Here is a 15,472-nt window from a genome sequence, read left to right as displayed (position 1 = left end):
GAGGAGTGTGCGAGACCCCACATAGGGTGACATTGGGCCCTAAGTGAGTCTTGGGATCCAGTAGGAGGCACTCCATGCGCGGAGCCACCCACGCCAAGTGGGCCGCATGTGCGGCGGCCGTCGCCCTCGCGGCGACCGCCTGCGGCGGCGGAAGCGACAGCGGCGGAGGCGGCGCGGACGGGATCGTCAGCTCCTCGTGGGGCGACCCGCAGAACCCGCTGGAGCCCGCCAACACCAACGAGGTCCAGGGCGGCAAGGTCCTCGACATGATCTTCCGGGGGCTCAAGCGGTACGACCCCGAGACCGGTGAGGCGAAGAACTTCCTCGCCGAGAAGATCGAGACCACCGACAGCCAGAACTTCACGATCACGCTGAAGGACGGCTGGAAGTTCAGCAACGACGAGCCGGTCACCGCGCAGTCCTTCGTGGACGCCTGGAACTACGGCGCGGACGTCACCAAGAAGCAGAACAACTCGCCCTTCTTCTCCGACATCGTCGGCTACGCGGACGTCCACCCCGAAAAGGGCGACCCCAAGTCGAAGACCATGTCCGGCCTGGTCGTCAAGGACCCCAAGACCTTCACGGTCGCCCTCAAGGAGAAGTTCTCCACCTGGCCCGAGACCCTCGGCTACCAGGCGTTCTCCCCCCTGCCCAAGGCCTTCTTCACCGACCACGACGCCTGGCTGAAGAAGCCCGTCGGCAACGGCCCGTACACGGTGGACTCGTACACCAAGGGCACCGGCATGAAGCTGCGCAAGTGGGACGCCTACACGGGCGAGGACAAGGCCGTGAACGGCGGCGTGGACCTGAAGGTCTACACCGACAACAACACCGCCTACACCGACCTGATCTCCGGCAACCTCGACCTGGTCGACGACGTCCCGGCGCAGCAGCTGAAGAACGTCGCGAACGACCTCGGCGACCGCTACATCAACCAGCCGGCCCTCATCATCCAGACCCTCACCTTCCCGCTGTACGACCCGCAGTGGAGCAAGGAGGGCACGGACAAGGTCCGCCGCGGCATCTCGATGGCGATCAACCGCGACGAGATCACCAAGCAGATCTTCCGCGAGACCCGCACCCCGGCCAAGGACTGGACCTCCCCGGCCCTCGGCGACAAGGGCGGATTCTCCGCCACCGCCTGCGGCGAGGCCTGCTCCTTCAACCCCACCGAGGCCAAGAAGCTCATTCAGGAGGGCGGCGGCCTGCCCGGCGGCAAGGTCACGCTGACCTCCAACGTGGACACCGGCTCGCACCGCGAGTGGATGGACGCCGTCTGCAACAGCATCAACAACGCGCTCGGCGAGGGCCCGGTCTGCACGGTCAACCCGATCGGCACCTTCGCCGACTTCCGCAACCAGCAGAGCAGCTTCAAGCTGACCGGCCCCTTCCGCTCCGGCTGGCAGGCCGACTACCCGCTGATCCAGAACTTCCTGGAGCCGCTCTACTACACCGGCGCGTCCTCTAACTACGGCAAGTTCAGCAACCCGGAGTTCGACAAGCTCATCGACGCGGCGAACCGCGAGGCCGACGCCACCAAGGCGACCGCCACCTTCAAGGACGCCGAGAAGATCCTCGCCGAGCAGATGCCGTCCATCCCGCTCTGGTACCAGAACGGCAGCGCGGGCTACGGGGAGCGCGTCTCGGACGTGAAGCTCAACCAGTTCAGCGTCCCGGTGTACGACCAGATCAAGGTCAGCTGACCCGCCAACGGATCGAACCTGGAGCAGTCCATGGGACGTTATGTGATCCGGCGACTGCTCCAGATGATCCCCGTGTTCATCGGCAGCACGTTCCTGATCTTCTTCATGGTGTACGCGCTCGGTGACCCGGTCGCCGCCCTCTTCGGCGACAAGGCACCCGACCCCGCCACCGCCGCACGCATCCGCAAGGACCTCTACCTCGACCAGCCCCTGTGGAAGCAGTACCTGCACTACATGGGCCAGATCTTCCAGGGCGACTTCGGCACCGCCTTCAACGGCCAGAAGGTCACCGAACTCATGGCCTCGGCCTTCCCGGTGACCCTGCGCCTGACCATCGTCGCCATCGCCATCGAGATCGTCGTCGGCATCACCCTCGGTGTGATCAGCGGCCTCAAGCGCGGCAAGTCCATCGACAGCGGCGTGCTGGTGCTCACCCTCGTCGTCATCTCGGTGCCCACCTTCGTGACGGGCTACCTGCTCCAGTACGTCTTCGGCGTCAAATGGGGCTGGGTCCGGCCCACCGTCTCCCCGGACGCCCCCTTCAACGAGCTGATCCTGCCCGGCATCGTGCTCGCGCTGGTCTCCCTCGCCTACGTCACCCGGCTCACCCGGACCTCCATCGCCGAGAACGTCAAGGCCGACTACGTCCGCACCGCCGTGGCCAAGGGCCTGCCCCGGCGCCGGGTCATCACCCGCCACCTGCTGCGCAACTCGCTGATCCCCGTGGTCACCTTCATCGGCACCGACATCGGCGCCCTGATGGGCGGAGCCATCGTCACCGAGCGGATCTTCAACATCCACGGCGTCGGCTACCAGCTCTACCAGGGCATCCTGCGCAACAACTCCCCGACGGTGGTCGGCTTCGTGACCATCCTCGTGATCGTCTTCCTGCTGGCGAACCTGCTCGTCGACCTGCTCTACGCGGTCCTGGACCCGAGGATCCGTTATGCCTGAGCCCGATCCCGAGCGCGCCGCCTACGATCCGCTGGGACCCGGCCCCCACGAGTCCATCGCCCCCACCGGCCAGGGCGGGGCCATGGATCTCGCCCTGGAGGAGGGGGAGTCGCTGGAGAAGGAGCTCGGGGGAGGCCCGGCGGGCCCCGCGGGGCCCCAGGAGAAGGCCCGCTCCCTGTGGTCCGACGCCTGGCACCAGCTGCGCCGCAACCCCGTCTTCCTCGTCTCCACGCTGCTGATCCTCTTCCTCGTGGTCATCTCCATCTGGCCCCAGCTCATCGCGAGCGGCGACCCGCTCCAGTGCGACCTGTCCAAATCGCAGCAGGGCTCCTCCCCGGGCCACCCCTTCGGCTACGACACCCAGGGCTGCGACGTGTACACCCGCACCGTCTACGGGGCCCGCGCCTCCATCACCGTCGGCATCTGCGCCACCCTCGGCGCGGCCCTCCTCGGCTCCGCGCTCGGCGGGCTCGCCGGGTTCTTCGGCGGCTGGGGCGACTCACTGCTCTCCCGGGTCGCCGACATCTTCTTCGGCATCCCCGTGGTCCTCGGCGGCCTGGTCTTCCTGTCCGTGGTCACCAGCACCACCGTCTGGCCCGTCGTCGGCTTCATCGTGCTGCTCGGCTGGCCCCAACTGGCCCGCATCGCCCGCGGCTCGGTCATCACCGCCAAACAGAACGACTACGTCCAGGCCGCGCGGGCGCTCGGCGCCGGCAACGGCCGGATGCTGCTGCGGCACGTGGCACCCAACGCCATCGCGCCCGTCATCGTCGTCGCCACCATCGCGCTCGGCACCTACATCGCCCTGGAAGCCACCCTGTCCTTCCTCGGCGTGGGCCTGCGCCCGCCGACGGTCTCCTGGGGCATCGACATCTCCAACGCCGCCTCGCAGATCCGCAACGCCCCGCACATGCTGCTCTACCCGGCGGGCGCGCTCAGCATCACCGTGCTCGCGTTCATCATGCTCGGCGACGCGGTGCGCGACGCCCTCGACCCCAAGCTGCGCTGAGGAGCCCCGCACATGCTGCTCGAAGTGCGCGATCTGCACGTGGAATTCAAGACCCGGGACGGAGTCGCCAAGGCCGTCAACGGGGTCAACTACTCCGTGGCCGAGGGCGAGACCCTCGCCGTGCTCGGCGAGTCCGGCTCCGGCAAGTCGGTCACCGCCCAGGCCGTCATGGGCATCCTGGACATGCCGCCGGGCCGCATCGCGGGCGGCGAGATCCTCTTCAAGGGCAGAGACCTGCTGAAGATGAAGGAGGAGGAGCGCAGGAAGGTCCGCGGCGCCGAGATGGCCATGATCTTCCAGGACGCCCTGTCCTCCCTCAATCCGGTCCTGAGCGTCGGCGCGCAGCTCGGCGAGATGTACGAGGTCCACCGCGGGATGTCCCGCAAGGACGCGCGGAACAAGGCCGTCGAGCTGATGGACCGGGTGAAGATCCCGGCGGCGCGCGAGCGGGTGGGGGACTACCCGCACCAGTTCTCCGGCGGCATGCGCCAGCGCATCATGATTGCCATGGCGATGGCCCTGGAACCCTCGCTCATCATCGCAGACGAGCCGACCACGGCCCTGGACGTCACCGTCCAGGCCCAGGTCATGGACCTCCTCGCGGAGCTCCAGCGCGAGCTCAACATGGGCCTGATCCTGATCACCCACGACCTCGGCGTGGTCGCCGACGTGGCCGACAAGATCGCCGTCATGTACGCCGGCCGGATCGTCGAGGCGGCCCCCGTCCACGAGATCTACAAGAACCCCGCGCACCCGTACACCCGCGGCCTGCTGGACTCCATCCCGCGCCTGGACCAGAAGGGCCAGGAGCTGTACGCCATCAAGGGGCTGCCGCCCAACCTGCTCGCCATCCCGCCCGGCTGCGCCTTCAACCCGCGCTGCCCGATGGCCCGGGCCGTCTGCCGCACCGACGTACCGCCGCTGGCCGAGGTCGGACCGGACCGCGCCAGTGCGTGCTTCTTCTGGAAGGAGTGCCTCGGTGGCTGAGTCCATCCTCGTGGTGGAGGACCTGGTCAAGCACTACCCGCTGACCCAGGGCATCCTCTTCAAGAAGCAGGTCGGCGCCGTCAAGGCCGTCGACGGGGTCTCCTTCGACCTGCGGGCCGGTGAAACCCTCGGCATCGTCGGGGAGTCCGGCTGCGGCAAGTCCACCGTCGCCAAGATGCTGGTCAACCTCGAACGCCCGACGGCGGGCGCGATCAGGTACAAGGGCGAGGACCTCGCCAAACTGTCCGGCCGCGCCCTGAAGGCCGTGCGCCGCAACATCCAGATGGTGTTCCAGGACCCGTACACCTCCCTTAACCCGCGCATGACCGTCGGCGACATCATCGGCGAGCCCTACGAGATCCACCCCGAGGTCGCTCCGAAGGGCGACCGGCGCCGCAAGGTGCAGGAGCTCCTGGACGTCGTCGGCCTCAACCCGGAGTACATCAACCGGTACCCGCACCAGTTCTCGGGCGGCCAGCGCCAGCGCATCGGCATCGCCCGCGGCCTCGCCCTCCAGCCCGAGATCATCGTCGCCGACGAGCCCGTCTCCGCCCTCGACGTCTCCGTACAGGCCCAGGTGGTCAACCTCCTGGAGCGGCTCCAGGACGAGTTCAACCTCTCCTACGTGTTCATCGCGCACGACCTCTCGATCGTCCGGCACATCTCCGACCGGGTCGGCGTCATGTACCTGGGCCGGATCGTCGAGATCGGCACCGACACCCAGATCTACGACCACCCCACCCACCCCTACACCCAGGCGCTGCTCTCCGCCGTCCCGGTCCCCGACCCGCAGGCCCGCGCGGGCCGCGACCGGATCATCCTCTCCGGCGACGTGCCCTCCCCGGCGAACCCGCCCTCGGGCTGCCGCTTCCGCACCCGCTGCTGGAAGGCCGAGGCGCGCTGCGCCTCGGAGGTCCCGCTCCTGGAGATCCCGGCGTTCCTCCCGGGCGGCCCGACGGCCCACCCCTCGGCCTGCCACTTCGCATCCGAGCGGGCCGCCGTCGTGCCGGGACCGCCGCCCGCGGGGCCGCCCGCGACGCCGCCGGGACCACCGCCGGGGTCGCTGACCAAGGAGTGAGCTGCGGGCCCCCGGTACCGCTCATTTCTCGCCACAGCTGTGAACGGCACCGCGGGCTCGGAGCAACTCGGTTTACACGTAGGCAACTTGACCGTTTCTGTCCCGAGATCTGGGCCGGGCAGCCTGGATCCAGTGCGGCCGTGCGGGTGCCGACGGCCGGCCGGGGAGGCGTACAGCCTCCCCGGCCGGTACTCCTGTGACCCCGGACGTGCGCGCCGTGCGCCCCTCGTGCTGCCGGAATCGATCGATGTGGCGGTACGGATAGTTATGATCCGTAGCGCACGGTGGGTATGACTCTGCCGAGCACCGAGTTGCGAGTACGCGAACCCGATGTCCGCTCGACGTGGAGGTGAAACAGCCGTGGCACTATCGATCTCGGCCGTGGTGCTGCTGGCAGTCGTCGTCTTCCTGCTGGTCCGGCGTTCGGGCCTGAAGGCGGGTCACGCAGTGGTCTGTGTACTGCTCGGCTTCTATCTGGCGAGCTCGACCGTGGCTCCGACGCTCAGCCAGCTGACCTCCAATGTGGCGAGCATGATCAGCGGCCTCAAGTTCTAGCGGCGTTCCGGTTCCGGGGGCGGGGCCGCCGTTTCTCGTAGGGTGACCCCATGAACGGTCTTCCCGCCCGTCGGCTCCTGCTCGTGCACGCGCACCCGGACGACGAGTCCATCAACAACGGCGTCACCATGGCCAAGTACGCGGCCGAGGGCGTCCATGTCGCGTTGGTGACCTGCACGCTCGGCGAGGAGGGTGAGGTCATCCCGCCCGAACTCGCCCACCTGACGGCCGACCGCGACGACACCCTTGGCGCCCACCGCGTCGGCGAGCTCGCCGAGGCCATGCGCGAACTGGGCGTCGCCGACCACCGCTTCCTCGGCGGCCCCGGCCGCTTCCGCGACTCCGGAATGATGGGCGCCGAGCAGAACCGCCGGCCCGGCGCCTTTTGGTCCGCCGACGTGGACGAGGCCGCGGGGTACCTCGTAGAGGTGATCCGCGAACTGCGCCCCCAGGTCCTCGTCACCTACGACCCGAACGGCGGCTACGGCCACCCCGACCACATCCAGGCCCACCGCGTCGCCACCCGCGCCGCCGAACTGGCCGCGGAGCCCACGTACCGCCGTGACCTCGGGGCGCCGCACACCATCCAGAAGTTCTACTGGAACCGCGTCCCGCGCACGGTCGTCGAAGAGGGCTTCTCCCGGCTGCGCGAGGCCGGGAGCGAGGTGCCCTTCCCGGCGCCGGCCGCGGTGGACGACGTGCCGGGCGTGGTGGCCGACGAGCGGATCACCGCCGAGATCGGCGGGGACGAGGCGGCGGAGCAGGCGTTCGTGGCCGCCAAGACCGCCGCGATGCGCGCCCATGCCACCCAGATCGCGGTGGACGGGCCCTTCTTCGCGCTCTCCAACGACCTGGCCCAGCCGCTGTTCACCCACGAGTACTACGAGTTGGCCGCGGGCCTGCCCGGCGCCGCGGCGGGCGAGCGCGAGCACGACCTCTTCGCGGGGGTGCGGGCATGACCGGGCCGGCGGCCATCGGGAACGCGGGGCGGATCGCCGTCCTGCTCGGCCTGTTGGCGGCGGGGGCGCTGACCGGAGTCGCCGGCTGGCTCGTCGTCGACCTGTGGTTCCCGGGCGGACTGCTCCTCGCCCTCCTCGCGCTCTTCGGCCTGTTCCTCGGCGCCCGGATCGCACTGGGCACCGGCATCGGGGTGGGAGCGGCCACCGGCGGCTGGTTCCTCGCCTACGTGATCCTCGGTGTGCCCCGGCCGGAGGGGGACTTCCTGCTCGGTTCGTCCGGAATCGGCATGTACGCCTACCTTTTGGGTGGAGTGGTGCTCGCTGTGATGTGCGCCACGATGAGAATCGCGAAGGACCGGCCGCTTTCGGCCGCCGGGAACGCCAAGTGACGAGGCGTCGGCCGCTCGCGACGCCGTGACGAGCGGCTCGGCCAGTGCGTGCGCGGACCCCCGGCGGCCGGGCGGCAGACGCTCGGGGGGTGCGCGCGAAGGGCGCGCGGGAGGCCGAGGGGGAACCCTTCGTTCCCGGCGGCCGGGTGTGCGCGGGCGGCGGCCAGTATGGTGGACCGGCCGCCGAGCTGCCCGCGCACGCTATGACGGGCGGCGGAGCCGATCGGGAGAACCTGCCTTGAGCCGTGAAACTGACAGTCCGTCCTCCGGGCCCAACGGGCGCGGCGGAGCCGCCTACCCCCCGGGTACGCCGCCGTATGGATCAGGCCAGTATCCGTCCACGACAGTGCCCCCCGGTCCGGGCGCGGCGACCACCCCGGAGGAGAGTTCAGTGACCGCACCGCCCGCGAAGCCGTCCACACCCGATTCCGACGGGCCCAAGACGGAGACCCAGCTGACGACCCGGATCCGGATCAACATCCCGGGTTCGCGGCCGATTCCGCCCGTGGTCGTACGCCAGGCCATGCCCGAAGCCGAGGCCGGGCAGGCGCCCGAGCCCGCAGCCGCCCCCGTGCCCGAGCCCGAGCCGGCTCCGGGTGAGGACCCGACCAGCAACTGGTTCGCCCCGCGCAGGGCGGGCACCGCGCCCGCCCCGATGCCCGCCCCGACTCCCACCCCCGCGCAGGCCCCGCCGCGCGGCCCCGCCCCGGCTCAGGCCGGCGGCCCGCGCTTCGACGGGCCCGCGCAGCAGGGCTTCGCCCCGGGCCCGGCCGGGCCGCGCCCGGGTGCGCCGATGGGCCCCGGACCCGGTCCGGGTGCGCCGATGGGTCCCGGCCCCGGTGCCCCGATGGGCCCCGGCCAAGGCGCCCCGATGGGCCCCGGTCCCGGTGCCCCGATGGGCTCCCGCCCCGGCGGTCCGGGCCCCGCCCCGGCTCAGGCCGGCGGCCCCCGCTTCGACGGGCCTCCGCAGCAGGGCCTCGCCCAGGGCCCCGCCGGGCAGCGCCCCGGTGCGCCGATGGGCCCCGGCGGTCCCGGTGCCGGCGGCCCCGGCCCTGGCGGCCCCGGCCCCGGTGGCGGGCAGGGTGCCGGCTATCCCGCACCGCCCGCCGGACCCGGCGGTCCCCGTACGGGTGCCCCCGCGGGCTTCGCGCAGGGTCCCGGCCCCGCAGGGCCCCCCGCGCCGCAGCCCGGCCCCGGAGCCGCGTACGGCCCCGGTTCGGGCCCCGTGGCCCAGGCCCTGGGAACCCCGGTCCCGCCCGCTCCGGCCTGGCCCGGCACCGGCACCGGCCGCGGTCCGGACGGGCCGACCGGCGGGCCCGCGCTGGGCTCCGTACCGGTCGGCGGACCGGAGCCGAGCTGGCCCGGTCCGGAGATGGGCTCCGCCGGACACCCCCAGCCGGCACCCGCCGCGGCGCCCGCGAAGAAGGCCAAGGCCTCCGCGCCGGCCCCGGCGCGGCCCGCCAAGAAGGGCCGCAGCAAGGTGGTCCTGCTCGGCGGTGCCCTCTTCACGCTGTTCGGCGTGGCCTACGGAGCCGGTCTGCTCCTCAACCACTCCGACGTCCCCAAGGGCACCACCGTCATGGGCGTCGACATCAGCGGCAGCCGCGACGAGGCCGTCGCCAAGCTCCAGAGGTCCTTCGGCAACCGCGCCACCACCCCGCTCCAGCTCACCGTCGGCGACAAGCCGGTCGAGCTGAAGCCCGAGAAGGCCGGCCTGAGCCTGGACAGCCAGACCACCGTCCGCAACGCGGCGGGCAGCGACTACAACCCCGTCACGGTCATCGGCTCGCTGTTCGGCAGCGAGCGCAAGGCCGAGGCCGTCCTGCCCATCGACGAGGAGAAGCTGCGGGTCGCCCTCCAGGAGCTCGCCGGCACCTCCGGCTCCGTCACCGAGGGCACCATCACCTTCGACACCGGCAAGGCCATCGCCGTCCCCGGCAAGCCCGGCTCCACGCTCGATGTGGACGCCTCCGTCGGCCTGGTCACCAAGGCGTTCCACGACATGGTCGAGGGCGCCCAGGCCTCCCCGGTCCCACTCCCGGTCGCCACCAAGGACCCGGTCATCGGCCAGGCCGAACTGGACCGGGCGATGAAGGAGTTCGCCACGCCCGCGATGTCCGCTCCGGTCCTCGTCAAGGCGGGCACCAAGTCCATCCCCCTCGGCCCCAAGTCCCTGCCGAAGATCCTGAGCATGCAGGCCGTGGACGGCCACCTCGTGGAGAAGTACGACCTGGAGGCCCTCAAGACGGCCTACGGGAACACCTTCGACGGAGTCCTCATCATGCGCGGCACCGGCGAGAAGACCGCCGTCACCCCGCAGGACGTCGCCGGAGTCCTCGGCAAGGCCCTGCGCGGCAAGACCACCGCCGAACGCACCGCGGTCATCCCCACCAACCCGAGCTGACCGAGCGAACCCCCGGAGCCCCTCCCCGAACACGGGGGAGGGGCTCCGGCGCATCCAAAATCCAGCCCCGCCGGCGTTTGAGGCGATCTTTCAGCCCGTCCGGCGTGTGAGGACCGGGTCCGGGCAGCGCCCGGGGAACGGTGGAAGGGCCGCAGCGGGGACTCCGCCCCGCGCAGCGGCAAGGGCCGCAGCGGGGACTCCGCCCCGCGCAGCGGCAAGAAGGCCGACGGCCTAGTTCAGCAGGGCCCGCGCCGCCATCGCCTCGGCACGAATCCGCACCGCCGACGGCGGATCGATCACGTCCACGACCACCGCGTAGGACTCCATCTCCGCCGCCCCCGCCGCGAACTCCCCCCGCTCCACCAGCAGCTTCGCCCGCTCGTACCGCAACGCCGCAGGATGCGAGGGCAGCAGCAGCGCCAGCTCCAGCGCCCACAGCGCCACTCCGGAATGCTCGGGCCGCGACGAGGCCCACGCCCGGATGTTGTTCAGGATCCGCAGCACGATGTCCATCGTGCGCGCCGCGGTCCGCGGCCCCGCCGCCAGCTCCGCCGGACCCGCGCCCAGCGAGGCGCCCCCCGCGAAGGGGTCGACGACCACGCCCTCCTCGGGATCCCCGAAGCCCACCACGAAGTGCCCCGGCAGGGCCAGCCCGTACACCGGAGCCCCGGCCCGCCGGGCCACCTCCAGCCACACCACGGACAACAGGATCGGCAGCCCCCGGCGCCGCCGCAGCACCTCGTGCAGCAGCGAGGACGAGAGCCGGTCGTAGTCGGCCGGCGTCCCGTGGAACCCCATCCGCACGCCCAGCAGTTCACTCACCGCCGAAGCCCACGCACGTGCGCCCCGCAGCCCGTACGGCAGCATCCCCGCCAGCCGGTCCAGCTCGATCTGTGCCCAGTCCATCGCCCGTTCGTCGAGCTCGGGGTCCCCCTCCGCGGCCAGCAGCAGGCACAGCGCGGCCAGGTCGGGCCGCTCCGCCCGCGCCTCGGCGGCGAACCGCTCGCGCCAGGGCGAGGTCACTGCGCCGCCCGGCGGTAGTGGTGGTAGGAGTGGTGCGTCCCGAAGCCCATTCCCTCGTACAGCGCCCGCGCCCCGGTGTTGTCGTTCTCCACCTGGAGCCAGGCCGCCGAGGCGCCCTCCTGAAGGGCGCGCCGCGCCAGCGCCGCCATCACGGCCGAGGCGAGGCCCCGGCGCCGGTGCTCCGGGCCGACCTCGACGGCCGCGAACCCGGCCCACCGGCCGTCCACCACGAGCCGCCCGATGGCCCGGCCCGGCACCGTCGCGAACCACACCGAGGGCCCCGCCGTCAGCACCCGGCGGGCGGTCTCGGGGTCCTTCACCCGCCCGTAGCGGGAGAGCCACTCCTCGTCCGGAGCACGGGTGAGGCGTACGCCCGCGACCACGGCATCGTCCACGTCCAGGTCCCCGACCGCCGCCAGCCCGCCGACCTGCACCTCCGCCGACACCTCGCGGACCCAGCCCCGGTCCTCCAGCTCCGCGCACAGCAGCTCCTGCGTGCCCGCCGCCCCCGTGGCGGTCTGTACGTAGGCCGGAAGACCACGCTGCGCGTACCAGGAGGTCACTCGCGCGAGTGCATCGTCCAGCGGGGTCCCGGGATCGCCGAGCGGCAGTACGGAGTTGGCCCGGCGGGTGAATCCGCCGGCCGCGCGCAGCGTCCACTCGCCCAGCGGCTCGCTCTCCAGCGGCACCCAGGCCCGCGCACAGACCCGCGCGAGCTCCTCGAAGGAGGCCGCGGGACCCCTGCGCCGGGCCGGCGCGGCCGGTACGACCTTGCCCGCCACCAGCGCGGATTCCGCGATGCGGACGGACTCGCCGGTCTTTCGTGTGATCGTCACCACACCCGAGTTCCAGGATGTGAGAACCCCTACGGTGTCCGTGAAACAGGGGGCTCCGGTCGAGCCGTGCTCCACCCGTCGCACAGAGACACGTTTACCCACGTCAGCGGGTGTAATCCGGATCTCCAGCCGTCCACCGGCAGTGATTTCCACAGCTCTGTCCGCCCCTCCTGTTCGGATCGTGCCCGGGAACGGAGATACTAGAGGCGGGCATCGACGACGCCGCGCTCCCGCGCGATATGGAAAGCCCTTATGAGGAGGAACGAGAGCGTGACCTACGTCATCGCGGAGCCTTGTGTCGACGTCAAGGACAAGGCATGCATCGAAGAGTGCCCCGTCGACTGCATCTACGAGGGCCAGCGGTCCTTGTACATCCACCCGGACGAGTGCGTCGACTGTGGTGCCTGTGAGCCGGTCTGCCCGGTCGAGGCCATCTTCTACGAGGACGACACTCCGGAGGAGTGGAAGGACTACTACAAGGCGAACGTCGAGTTCTTCGACGAGCTCGGTTCGCCCGGTGGTGCCTCCAAGCTCGGCCTGATCGAGCGCGACCACCCCTTCATCGCTGCGCTTCCGGCGGACATCAACCCGAGCCACTGACGGTCGGGCAACGCCCCACGCGCGTCCCTCGGTCCCGTACGGCTCGCAGCCGCACGGGACCGAGGTGTTTTGACCGTCACCTGTACGAAATTCTGGAAAGCACGGAACACCCGGAAAGCGAGCGCGCAACGTGGCCGCAGTCTCAGCCCGTCTCCCCGTCTTCCCCTGGGACAAGCTGGAGCCGTACAAGGCAACGGCGTCGGCCCACCCGGACGGAATCGTCGACCTCTCCGTCGGCACCCCCGTCGACCCGGTGCCGGAGCTGATCCAGCGCGCCCTGATCGAGGCCGCGGACTCCCCGGGCTACCCCACGGTGTGGGGCACCCCCGCCCTGCGCGACGCCATCTCCGGCTGGGTGCGCACCCGCCTCGGCGCGAGCGCCGCCGGACACCGCAACGTCCTGCCGGTCGTCGGCTCCAAGGAACTGGTGGCCTGGCTGCCCACCCAGCTGGGCCTGGGCGCCGGCGACCAGGTGGCGTACCCCCGCCTCGCCTACCCGACGTACGAGGTCGGCGCGCGGCTGTGCGGCGCCGAGCCGGTGGTCTACGACGATCCCACCACCGATCTCGACCCGGCCCGCGTGAAGCTGCTGTGGCTCAACTCCCCGTCCAACCCCACCGGCAAGGTCCTCCCCAAGGAGGAGCTCGTACGCATCGTGGCCTGGGCGCGCGAGCACGGGATCCTGATCTTCAGCGACGAGTGCTACCTGGAGCTGGGCTGGGAGGCCGAGCCCGTCTCCGTCCTGCACGACGAGGTCTGCGGGGGCTCGTACGAGGGCATCGTCGCCGTCCACTCGCTCTCCAAGCGGTCCAACCTGGCCGGCTACCGGGCGGCCTTCATCGCCGGTGACGCCGAGGTCCTGGGCGAGCTGCTCCAGATCCGCAAGCACGGCGGCATGATGACCCCCGCCCCCGTGCAGGCGGCCACGGTGGCGGCCCTGGGCGACGACGTACACGTCGAGGAGCAGCGGGTGCGCTACGCGGCCCGCCGCGCGACGCTGCGCACGGCCCTGGAGGCGCACGGCTTCCGCGTCGAGCACAGCGAGGCCAGCCTGTACCTGTGGGTGACCCGGGACGAGCCCTGCTGGGACACGGTCGCCCACCTGGCCGGGCTCGGCATCCTGGTCGCACCCGGCGACTTCTACGGCGAGGCGGGCGCGCACTTCGTCCGCGTCGCCTTCACGGCCACGGACGAACGCGTCGGGGCGGCGGCCAAGCGGCTGGCGCCGTAGCCGATCCGCCCGTGCTCGCGACGGATGCGCGGACAGCCCGAGGGGCCCGGGAGTTCGTGCTCCCGGGCCCCTCGGCGTTTCCGTGGCCGCGACTGCTAGCCGAGGCCGGGCAGGCCGCCCGGGAGACCGCCGGGCAGTCCGCCCGGCAGGCCGCCACCCGGAAGCCCGCCGCCGGCGAGCGGCAGCCCGGCCAACAGGCTGCCCGCGGCGCCGGTCACCTCGTCGGCGGGCGCGGGCGCCGGCAGGGTCGAGGCGGGCACGGCATCGGTGGCGGTGTCGCCCGCGGCGGCGACCGTCGCGTCCGGCGCGGTGAGCGCGCCCAGCTGCGGCACGGACTCCAGGCCCGCGGCGCTGGCCGCGCCGGCCGCACCGACCACGGGCGCTGCCCCGGCTGCGAGGAGCAGCGCGGCACGGGCGATCCGGCGGGTCAGGGGGAGGGACATGTTGCTCCTAAGCGGTAGCGGCTGAGTACGCCGTGACAACCGCTCGGAGGGGGGCGCGAGTTGCGGAGCCGGTGGGTAAAGGATCAGTAACGGATCGTTTAATCGGCTTCCGGGCCGACCGCTCGGAACACGCGCCGACCTGCGGTTGTGTGCCCGCGGGGAGCGCCGTGTCCGCCGTACGGGTCACCCCCTTACGGGGGACGGGTCGTACACCCGTCCAGCGGGAGATCAGCCGCGCAGGAAGATCCGTACCTGGCCCGGAGCCGCGACGGAGGGATTCCCGGCGCCGTTCCCGGCGCCCGCCGCGCCCGGCGCCCGCCACCGGTCGCCGTCCTTGCCGGCGACCCAGGACTTGTCGCCGTACGAGACCCGCGTGATCCCCAGCTCGCGGGAGCCGGCCACCGCCCACTGCGCGAGCACCTGCCCGGTCCGCGCCGCCCGGTCCCCGCCGCCGGGCTTCGCCACCAGGGTCACCTCGGACTCGGCGGCGGCCCCGGCGCCCTTCCCGGAGGCCTTCCCGGACGCCGGATCGCCCGCACCCGCACCCGCACCCGCGGGCAGCGTGTAGAGGGGGTTCTTGCCGAGCAGCCGGGTCAGCTCCGCCCGGACCTTCGCCGGATCGCCGGACCCGGTGGGCGCGGGCCCGGTACAGGTCAGGTGGCCGCCGCCGGTGAAGGCCGAGGTCAGCACGGTGGCATCCGGCTCGTGCTTCGCGTAGGCCTGCGGGAAACCGCTCAGCTGCACCTTCTGCGCCGCCACCGTCAGCGGGAGCCGCGAGTACCCCTTGATCTCGGCCAGCCGGTCGTAGAAGATCCCCGCCGAGTACACGGGGTCCATGATCTGGTCGGGCGTGCCCCAGCCCTGCGAGGGCCGCTGCTGGAACAGGCCCAGCGAATCGCGGTCGCCGTGATCGAGGTTGCGCAGGGCCGACTCCTGCATGGCGGTCGCCAGCGCGATGGTCACGGCCCGGTCGGGCATCCCCTTGGACACGCCGACCGCGGCTATCGTCGCCGCGTTCACCGCCTGGTCGGGGGACATCTCCTCGAACTGGCCGGAGGCCTTCGTACCGCCCTTCCCGTCGACCGAAGCCGTGCAGTAGGGCACGCCGCCGTTGTCGTTCGACGCGCGCTGCACGACGAAGTACCCGACGACCGCCACCAGCACCAGGAAGCCCGCGGCCCAGCGGAGCGGGCGACGGCGGCGGCGAGGGCGGGGGAGATCGGTCTGCGACACGCCGCCCACCGTACTTGAGCCACATGACGCGTCCATCGGCCGGACGGACAAGGCTTCGCCGCAGCCCG

The 15,472-nt window shown here is 71.7% G+C and carries 15 protein-coding genes; 11 read left to right on the top strand and 4 right to left on the bottom strand.

What is annotated here, in order from left to right:
- The first annotated feature begins 74 nt into the window (after nt 1-74).
- The 9 genes from OG276_RS12385 to OG276_RS12345 all read left to right on the top strand — a co-directional run bounded on the left by OG276_RS12385 (nt 75) and on the right by OG276_RS12345 (nt 10,038).
- The gene (locus OG276_RS12385) at nt 75-1,703 is read left to right on the top strand and encodes an ABC transporter substrate-binding protein (RefSeq protein ID WP_266904835.1); all 1,629 of its coding nucleotides are present in this window, start codon (nt 75-77) and stop codon (nt 1,701-1,703) included.
- Nucleotides 1,704-1,733: 30 nt separating this feature from the next.
- Nucleotides 1,734-2,657: an ABC transporter permease gene (locus tag OG276_RS12380; protein ID WP_266904833.1), complete on the top strand. Its 924-nt coding sequence runs from the start codon at nt 1,734-1,736 to the stop codon at nt 2,655-2,657.
- 82 nt (nt 2,658-2,739) lie between these two features.
- On the top strand, nt 2,740-3,666 hold the full coding sequence (locus OG276_RS12375) for an ABC transporter permease (RefSeq protein WP_266912734.1): 927 nt from the start codon (nt 2,740-2,742) through the stop codon (nt 3,664-3,666).
- A 12-nt stretch (nt 3,667-3,678) separates the two neighbouring features.
- The gene (locus OG276_RS12370) at nt 3,679-4,653 is read left to right on the top strand and encodes an ABC transporter ATP-binding protein (RefSeq protein WP_266904831.1); all 975 of its coding nucleotides are present in this window, start codon (nt 3,679-3,681) and stop codon (nt 4,651-4,653) included.
- Nucleotides 4,646-5,731 carry an ABC transporter ATP-binding protein gene (locus OG276_RS12365; protein ID WP_266904829.1) on the top strand — a complete coding sequence of 362 codons (1,086 nt, stop codon included), beginning with the start codon at nt 4,646-4,648 and terminating at the stop codon, nt 5,729-5,731. The genes OG276_RS12370 and OG276_RS12365 overlap by 8 nt, the downstream gene beginning before the upstream one ends.
- 360 nt (nt 5,732-6,091) lie before the next feature.
- A complete protein-coding gene (locus tag OG276_RS12360; protein ID WP_266904827.1) occupies nt 6,092-6,286 on the top strand; it encodes a hypothetical protein in 195 nt (64 codons plus the stop codon).
- Nucleotides 6,287-6,336: 50 nt separating this feature from the next.
- Nucleotides 6,337-7,245, top strand: coding sequence for an N-acetyl-1-D-myo-inositol-2-amino-2-deoxy-alpha-D-glucopyranoside deacetylase (gene mshB, locus OG276_RS12355; RefSeq protein WP_266904825.1), 909 nt, complete (start codon nt 6,337-6,339; stop codon nt 7,243-7,245).
- Nucleotides 7,242-7,634: a DUF6113 family protein gene (locus tag OG276_RS12350; protein ID WP_266904823.1), complete on the top strand. Its 393-nt coding sequence runs from the start codon at nt 7,242-7,244 to the stop codon at nt 7,632-7,634. Before mshB ends, OG276_RS12350 begins: the two co-directional genes overlap by 4 nt.
- Before the next feature lie 391 nt (nt 7,635-8,025).
- Nucleotides 8,026-10,038: a hypothetical protein gene (locus OG276_RS12345; protein WP_323182332.1), complete on the top strand. Its 2,013-nt coding sequence runs from the start codon at nt 8,026-8,028 to the stop codon at nt 10,036-10,038.
- 231 nt (nt 10,039-10,269) lie between these two features.
- Here the strand turns inward: OG276_RS12345 and OG276_RS12340 are convergent, their stop codons facing one another.
- Both OG276_RS12340 and OG276_RS12335 read right to left on the bottom strand, forming a co-directional pair.
- Nucleotides 10,270-11,061, bottom strand: a complete 792-nt coding sequence (locus tag OG276_RS12340; RefSeq protein ID WP_266904819.1) for a transglutaminase-like domain-containing protein — start codon at nt 11,059-11,061, stop codon at nt 10,270-10,272.
- Nucleotides 11,058-12,050 carry a GNAT family N-acetyltransferase gene (locus OG276_RS12335; protein ID WP_266904817.1) on the bottom strand — a complete coding sequence of 331 codons (993 nt, stop codon included), beginning with the start codon at nt 12,048-12,050 and terminating at the stop codon, nt 11,058-11,060. The genes OG276_RS12340 and OG276_RS12335 overlap by 4 nt, the downstream gene beginning before the upstream one ends.
- A gap of 117 nt (nt 12,051-12,167) precedes the next feature.
- Here OG276_RS12335 and fdxA point away from each other — a divergent pair, with 117 nt between their 5' ends.
- Both fdxA and dapC read left to right on the top strand, forming a co-directional pair.
- On the top strand, nt 12,168-12,497 hold the full coding sequence (gene fdxA, locus OG276_RS12330; protein ID WP_030868357.1) for a ferredoxin: 330 nt from the start codon (nt 12,168-12,170) through the stop codon (nt 12,495-12,497).
- Between the two features lie 130 nt (nt 12,498-12,627).
- Nucleotides 12,628-13,728: a succinyldiaminopimelate transaminase gene (gene dapC, locus OG276_RS12325; RefSeq protein ID WP_266904813.1), complete on the top strand. Its 1,101-nt coding sequence runs from the start codon at nt 12,628-12,630 to the stop codon at nt 13,726-13,728.
- Between the two features lie 95 nt (nt 13,729-13,823).
- Here dapC and OG276_RS12320 read toward each other — a convergent pair whose 3' ends face one another.
- Complete coding sequence (locus OG276_RS12320) at nt 13,824-14,171, bottom strand: ATP-binding protein (RefSeq protein WP_266904811.1); 348 nt, start codon at nt 14,169-14,171, stop codon at nt 13,824-13,826.
- A 228-nt stretch (nt 14,172-14,399) separates the two neighbouring features.
- Nucleotides 14,400-15,404, bottom strand: a complete 1,005-nt coding sequence (locus tag OG276_RS12315) for a hypothetical protein (RefSeq protein ID WP_266904809.1) — start codon at nt 15,402-15,404, stop codon at nt 14,400-14,402.
- Nucleotides 15,405-15,472: the final 68 nt, after the last annotated feature.

It is taken from the genome of Streptomyces sp. NBC_00086, assembly GCF_026343255.1.
Classification (GTDB): domain Bacteria; phylum Actinomycetota; class Actinomycetes; order Streptomycetales; family Streptomycetaceae; genus Streptomyces.
Note: the sequence above shows the minus strand (reverse complement) of the source record. Positions and strands in the feature narration are given on the sequence as shown.